Consider the following 6,751-nt stretch of genomic DNA (forward strand, 5'->3'; position numbering starts at 1 on the left):
CGCAGCCAACTCCTCACCCAGCACACCCGATCAACGACACGACCGATCAAGAAGACACGCCATCACGGAAGGCACATGACCAAGCCCTACTAGGCGAAGCTGTCGTGGTCGGCCAGGACTTCGCTGATCACATGCTGGTTGAGGGCGGCGCGTTCCCGGTCCGTGTCCGCGCACTCGGAGAGGACCAGCAGGGCTTTCCAGAGCGCCCAGCCCCGGGCGCGTGCCCAGGTGCCGTCGTCCTGGCCGACCGCGTGCCGGAACGCCTTCCTGCTGTCGCCGGAGAACATCCCCCACGCGATCACCAGATCGCAGGCCGGATCGCCGACGCCCGACGTGCCGAAGTCGATGACGGCCGTCAGTTTCCCCTCCGCGACCAGCAGATTGCCGGAGGCGAGGTCGCCGTGGAACCACACGGGTGTCCCACCCCACTCGGCGGCGAGGGCAGCGTCCCAGACGGCGGCGGCCCGGGGGGTGTCGACACGCCCCTGGAGCGCGGCCAGACAGCGGCGGGTCTCCTCGTCGTAATGGGCCGGAGACGCGCCCCGGTAGAAGCTGTGCTCTCCCGCGACCGGGCCGCCGGCGGTCTCACAGTCCTGGAGGGCGAGGAGGAACTCGGCCACCGAGACCGCGAACCGCGACATGTCCTCGATACGCGCCGGGTCTGCTGTCTCACCCTCCAGCCAGCCGCGTACGGACCACGGGAAGGCGTATCCCTCCCCCGGCGCCCCCTTGGCCAGGATCGGCGGAACGGCGACGGGCAGTGACGGTGCCAGCCGGGGCAGCCAGTGGTTCTCCTTGTCGACCGCGGGGACATAGCCCGCGGCGGTGGGCAGCCGGGCCGTCATGTCGTCACCGAGGCGATAGGTCCTGTTGTCCCAGCCGTCGACCTCCACCGGGGTGACCGGCAGGTCGCTCCAGTGCGGGAACTGCGCCGCGATCAGACGTTTCACCAGGGCCGCGTCAATGCCCGCGCGACCGTCGGAGGGGATCGGAACCATCCCACGATCATCACCTCCGGCGAGAGTGCGGGGCAACGGATTATCGCCCTGACCGGGCACCCACGCACCCGGTCGAGGGCGGCCGGTGGGTCGTCGCGGACGAACACCGCTCCCTCCTCGGACGCCGGGGAGCAGGTACGACGGCTCCACCAGCGGTGGTCCGATGCCACCGCGGCGAAGGACCTGGACGCCACGATGGGCGCCGTCGCGAACGACGTCGTCTCCCACGAGCACGAAGAACCCCTCCAGTACCTCGGCGCTGATACCGCGTCAGGTCAGGGGAGGACACCCGCGGTGGCGGGCACGGCGTGCCGCAGGCCGGTGGCGTCCTGGCTGGGCGGTGCGCCGAACTGGCGGCGGTACTCCCGGCTGAACTGCGACGGGCTGTCATAGCCGACGCGGTGACCGACGCCGGTGACATCGTTGGGGTGGGTGGCCAGCAGCAGCCGTGCCTGCTGGAGCCGGATCTGTTTCTGGAACTGGATGGGGCTCATCGCCGTCACCGCCTGGAAGTTGCGGTAGAAGGCGGAAACGCTCATGCCGGAGAGCTGCGCCACATCCTCCACCCTGAACGGCTGCGCGTAGTGCTCGCGGATCCAGCGCACCGCCCGCGCGACATGGCTGAGGCTGCTGTCGGCAAGGCCGAGCTGGTGCACGATGCCGCCCTGCTCGCCGGTGATCAGCCGCCACAGGATCTCGCGTTTGACCAGCGGCGCGAGCACCGCCCGGTCGCGGGGCTCGTCGAGCAGGCGCAGTAGCCGGACCACGGCGTCGAGCAGTGGATCCGGAGCGTCGCTGACGGCGATGCCCGGCACCGCGCTCCCGCCCGCGCGGGGGGCGTCTCCCGGCCCGGCCTGCAACAGCAGTTCGGCGACGGCGGACGGTTCCAGCGTGAGCCCGAACCCCATGGCCGGGTACTCCGGACTCGCCTCGGTGAACTGCCCGGTGACCGGCAGGTCGACCGAGGCGACGAGGTACTGCCCGGCGTGATACTCGAACACCCGGTTGCCCAACGCGAGGCGTTTGGCGCCCTGCGCGATGACCGCCAGCACCGTGCCGGACATCGACGGCGCCGGCGGATCGGACCGTTCGACCTTCGAGATGAGGACGCCGTCGATGGCGGTGGTCCAGTCGGGCCGCGCGTGCCGGGCCAGCAAGGTGCGGAGCTCGTCGAGGTACATGACCCCATTGCAGCACACAGCCGCTCGTCCACTCCTGGACGCGAGAGGATCGTGCAAGTCCCCGCGAGCATCGTTCTACCGTTTCCGCAGGTCACGCCGGTTGAATGGAATCACTGGAATCCAGGGGCAAGCCGAAGGGCTCGCTTTCGCTCCAGGACCGCACATCCATGCACCGTCGCCCGCAGAAGAAGGTAGTCATGATCGCCAACTACGGATTCAACGCCACCCTGACCGCCAGGCCGGGCCTGGGTGATCGGCTGGTCGACCTGCTGCTGACCGGCCTGGACGAGGGCACTCCCGGCGCGAGTGAGTACTGCGTCGTCTACCTCGTCTGCCGTTCGGCGTCCGACCCCGACGTGGTCCATATCACCGAGGGCTGGACCAGCGAGGAGGACCACCACCGGATCTTCGCCGGTGAGGCCGCTCAGAGCATCGTGTCGCGGATCGAGGGAATGCTGGCCAAGGAGTCCGCGTACACCGACTACGTACCGGTCCGCGGCAAGGCCGCCTTCTGAGACCGCTACCCGACCGCCGGTCCGTGCCCGGCCCCCGGCCTCGGGCCTCCGGCCCCCGGCTCCCGGCCCCCGGCCCCCGGCCCCCGATGCTCGGTCCGGGCGACGGCCCACGCGCCCACGGCCCGGCACGCCCCACTCCCCCGTGGGCCCCGCTCCCCCGTGGGCCCCACGGCTCCACAGGCCTGACGGTCCCGCAGCTCCGGGCCCGTACCTCTGACGCTCCGCAGCCCTCGTATCCCCGTACACCTGGCGGGCACGGTCGACCGGCGCCACCGCCTGCCGACCGGCCCTCGCCTTCCCCGATCCACCCGGCACAACCCGACGAAAGGTGGCCGCCATGACCCTGGCACGCCCCGAACTGGACCCCGAACTGCGTGCGCTGCTCGCCGACATGCCGCTCATGACCCAGCTCAGCCCCGAAGTGCTCACACAGCTGCGCCTCCTCCCGTCGACGCCGGTCGAGCCCCTCCTCGAAGGCCGCTCGGTCGACCGACGCGAGGTCACCGTGCCCGGCCCGGACGGCACGCTGATTCCGCTGTCGGTCTTCAGCCCCGCCGGGACCGAGCGCTCCACCGGGGCTCCGTGCGTCTACTGGATGCACGGTGGCGGGATGATCATGGGGGACCGCTTCTCGCAGATCGACATCCCGTTGGAGTGGCTCGACCTCTTCGGCGCCGTCGTCATCTCCGTCGACTACCGGCTGGCGCCGGAGGCCACCGGTACGGCCCTGGTGGAGGACTGCTACCGGGGTCTGCTCTGGATCTCCGAGCACGCCGACGACCTGGGCATCGATCCCGCCCGTATCGTCGTCGCGGGCGCCAGCGCCGGCGGCGGCCTCACCGCGGGCGTGACCCTGATGGCACGCGACCGCGGCACTCCGGCGATCGCCGCCCAGATGCTGATCTGCCCCATGCTCGACCACCGCAACATCACCGCCTCCAGCCGGCAGTACTCCGGCACGCCCGGCGTCTGGACCCGCGAGATGAACGAGTTCGGATGGCGATCCGTGCTCGGCGGCCTCGCCGACGAGCAGGTGCCCGGCTATGTCTCGCCCGCGGTGGCCGACGATCTCTCGGGCCTGCCGACCACCTACATCGACGCCGGCTCGGCCGAGGTCTTCCGCGACGAGGACGTCGCCTACGCCACCCGGATCTGGGAGGCGGGTGGCCAGGCGGAACTGCATGTCTGGGCGGGCGGGTTCCATGGATTCGACGCGCTGTACCCGCGGGCGCGGATCTCGGCCGACGCACGCCGGACCCGCAACGACTGGCTCACCCGCGTCCTGACGCCGGCGCCGTAGTCCAGGGCCCCGGCACAACTCCCCAGCCACACAACGCGATTCCCCGCGAAAGACCCTAGGACAACCGTCCTGTCGGTGCCCGCGCCGGGCGCCGGCGGACGCTCTACCGCAAGCAGGAGGAACAGCATGAAGATCGCTGTCGTCACGGGCGCCAGCTCCGGTATCGGGCGGAGCGCGGCGATTCAGACCGCCAGGCGCGGAACCGGGGTCATCCTGACCTACAGCAGCAACCGGCGGGGAGGACTGGAAACGGCCGCCGCCATCGAGAAGGAAGGCGGCACGGCCGTCGCACTGCCGCTGGACGTCGGTGAGAGCGGCACCTTCCCCGCCTTCCGCGAGTCCGTGGCCGACGTGCTGCGCGACACCTGGCAGCGCGGCACATTCGACTACCTGGTCAACAACGCCGGCTTCGCCCATACGTCGTTGCTCGCGGACACGACCGAGGACACGTTCGACAGGCTGATGCGGGTTCTGCTCAAGGGGCCGTACTTCCTGACACAGAGGCTGCTGCCGCTGATGGAGAACGGCGGGGCCGTCGTCAACACGAGCAGCAACTCGGCGGCGGCGTCCGGCCTGGAGCCCGGCTACTCGGCCTACGCGTCGATGAAGGGCGGCCTGAACGTGCTGACCCGCTATATGGCCAAGGAGTTCAGCGAGCGGGGCATCCGCGTCAACGCCGTTTCCCCGGGCTCGACCCGCACCCGGATCGGCGACGACGCCTTCGACCGGTTTCCCGAGGTCATTCCCGCCCTCGCGGCGAGGACCGCTCTGGGCCGGGTCGGGGAACCGGACGACATCGGCGCGATGATCGCCACTCTGCTCTCCGAGGAGAGCGGCTGGGTCACCGCCCAGAACATCGAGGTATCGGGCGGCTACAACTTGTAGTCCCGTTGCCCGGACGGATGCTGAGACGCCCCACGGGGATCCTGGGCGCGTACCGGACGCTCCGAGGCGGCGCCAGCGTGTGCGGCGGGCCATGAGCCGACCTACGCTGGAATCTCTGCGGTGGGGCCTCGGGGACCGATCGGTCGGGAATCGCGGAAATCGAGGGATCCAGTCGTGCGACAGGCAGAGCGCGCATACGAATACATCGTCGTCGGAGGCGGAACAGCCGGGTGCGTACTGGCCGCGCGGCTGTCGGAGGAGTCCGCGGCACGCGTGCTGCTGGTCGAGGCGGGACCCGGAGCGGTGCCGGAGGCGTCGGCCGTTCCGCGCCTGTGGACGAGTCTGATCGGGGGCCCCGCCGACTGCGGCGACCTGGTGTTCGACGAGGTGACCAAGCGGTCCACCCTGCTCTCGCGTGGACGGGGGCTGGGCGGCTCGACCGACATCAACGGCATGGTGTTCGTCCGCGGTCACCGGAGCGGCTATGACGCCTGGCCCGACGAAGGCGCTCCGGGATGGGGGTTCGACGACCTCCTTCCCTTCTTCAAACGGTCCGAGAACGCCATCGGCCGGGACGCCGCCGACCGGGGATGCGACGGCCCCCTCACCGTAGGGGCCGCCACCGACGGCAACCCCGTCACCGCAGCGCTTCTCGACGCGGCCCGCGAAGTGGGCCTGCCCCAGGCCGCCGATCCCAGCAGCGGGCTCGAAGAGGGGCTCGGCCCGCACGACTTGACCATCGCGCGGGGCCGACGCGTCACCGCCGCCGAGGCGTATCTCACGCCCGGGGTCCGGGGCCGGGAGAACCTCACCGTCGTGACCGATGCCCTGGTGCACCGGGTGCTCGTCAGGGACGGCCGGTGCACCGGAATCGAGTACGGGACCGGATACGGAACCGAGGGCGGACGTCACGCCGTCCGCACCGCTCTGTGCACTGCGGAGGTCATCCTCACGGCAGGCACGGTCGGCAGCGCACAGCTGCTCCTGCGCTCCGGAATCGGCCCCGCGTCCCAGCTCCGGGGCGTCGGTGTCGATCCGGTTCTCGATCTCCCGGGCGTCGGCGCGAACCTTCATGACCATCCCCTCACCGGTATCGCCTACGAGGCGGCACAGCCGGTCCCGCCAGGGGAGAACAACCACGCCGAGGCGAGCGGCGTCATCCGCGACCCCGAGTACACGGACCCCACGGATCCGGGCGGTCGGCGGCGGCCGACTCTGCAATTCATCTTCTTCAGCGACGCCCGCCGGCTCCCGCCGTACTTCGAGCCCGAGAACGGCTACACGATCGCCTTCTCCGTGATGACCCCGAAGAGCCGGGGCACGGTCGGGCTCACGGATCCGGCACCGGACTCCGCCCCACTCGTCGAGCCGCGCTATTTCAGCGATCCACGCGATCTCGACAGGATGCTCACCCTCCTGCGGATCGCGCGGGAGATCGGCGCGGCACGGGCACTGGACCCGTGGCGGCTGCGAGAGGTCCACCCCGGCCCCGAGATCACCGACGACGGTGATCTCCGGGACTACATCAGGAACAGTTACTGCCCCTACTGGCATGCCGTGGGCACCTGCCGTATCGGCACGGACGCCATGGCCGTCGTCGACCCCCGGCTCCGCGTACACGGGACGACCGGTCTCCGGGTCGCCGACGCCTCCGTCATGCCGTCCATTCCCGCGGCCAACACCATGCCGGCCGTCTACGGCATCGCGGAACGGGCCGCCGCCCTCATCACCGCCGGGTCCGGGCCGACGGCCCCGCCATCGCCCCGGGCCCACCCCGGCTAGGACTTGTCCGGTCGATCATGTGACTGCTTCGTGTGCGGGTCGTTGGTGTGGGCATGGGGCGGGGTGATCTGAGCGATGCTGAGTGGGAGC

6 protein-coding genes are annotated in these 6,751 nt (G+C 70.6%); 4 read left to right on the forward strand and 2 right to left on the reverse strand.

Translation table 11 applies throughout. From position 1 onward, the window contains the following. Positions 1 to 89: 89 nt before the first annotated feature. Both ACFYYH_RS34290 and ACFYYH_RS34295 read right to left on the reverse strand, forming a co-directional pair. Entirely contained in the window at positions 90 to 998 is a 909-nt protein-coding gene (locus ACFYYH_RS34290; RefSeq protein WP_388559791.1) for an aminoglycoside phosphotransferase family protein, read from the reverse strand. A 275-nt stretch (positions 999 to 1,273) separates the two neighbouring features. Continuing rightward, positions 1,274 to 2,179, reverse strand: a complete 906-nt coding sequence (locus ACFYYH_RS34295) for an AraC family transcriptional regulator N-terminal domain-containing protein (protein WP_388559794.1) — start codon at positions 2,177 to 2,179, stop codon at positions 1,274 to 1,276. A gap of 197 nt (positions 2,180 to 2,376) precedes the next feature. Between ACFYYH_RS34295 and ACFYYH_RS34300 the strand changes: the two genes are divergently transcribed. The 4 genes from ACFYYH_RS34300 (at position 2,377) to ACFYYH_RS34315 (ending at position 6,661) form a co-directional block, all read left to right on the forward strand. Further along, positions 2,377 to 2,694, forward strand: a complete 318-nt coding sequence (locus ACFYYH_RS34300) for a putative quinol monooxygenase (RefSeq protein ID WP_388559806.1) — start codon at positions 2,377 to 2,379, stop codon at positions 2,692 to 2,694. Between the two features lie 337 nt (positions 2,695 to 3,031). Continuing rightward, positions 3,032 to 3,994, forward strand: a complete 963-nt coding sequence (locus ACFYYH_RS34305) for an alpha/beta hydrolase (RefSeq protein ID WP_388559797.1) — start codon at positions 3,032 to 3,034, stop codon at positions 3,992 to 3,994. A 126-nt stretch (positions 3,995 to 4,120) separates the two neighbouring features. Continuing rightward, entirely contained in the window at positions 4,121 to 4,879 is a 759-nt protein-coding gene (locus ACFYYH_RS34310) for an SDR family NAD(P)-dependent oxidoreductase (RefSeq protein ID WP_388559800.1), read from the forward strand. 174 nt (positions 4,880 to 5,053) lie between these two features. Then, positions 5,054 to 6,661, forward strand: coding sequence for a GMC family oxidoreductase (locus ACFYYH_RS34315; RefSeq protein WP_388559803.1), 1,608 nt, complete (start codon positions 5,054 to 5,056; stop codon positions 6,659 to 6,661). The last annotated feature ends 90 nt before the right edge of the window (positions 6,662 to 6,751 follow it).

The organism is Streptomyces sp. NPDC002018, from assembly GCF_042890865.1.
Taxonomy (GTDB): domain Bacteria; phylum Actinomycetota; class Actinomycetes; order Streptomycetales; family Streptomycetaceae; genus Streptomyces.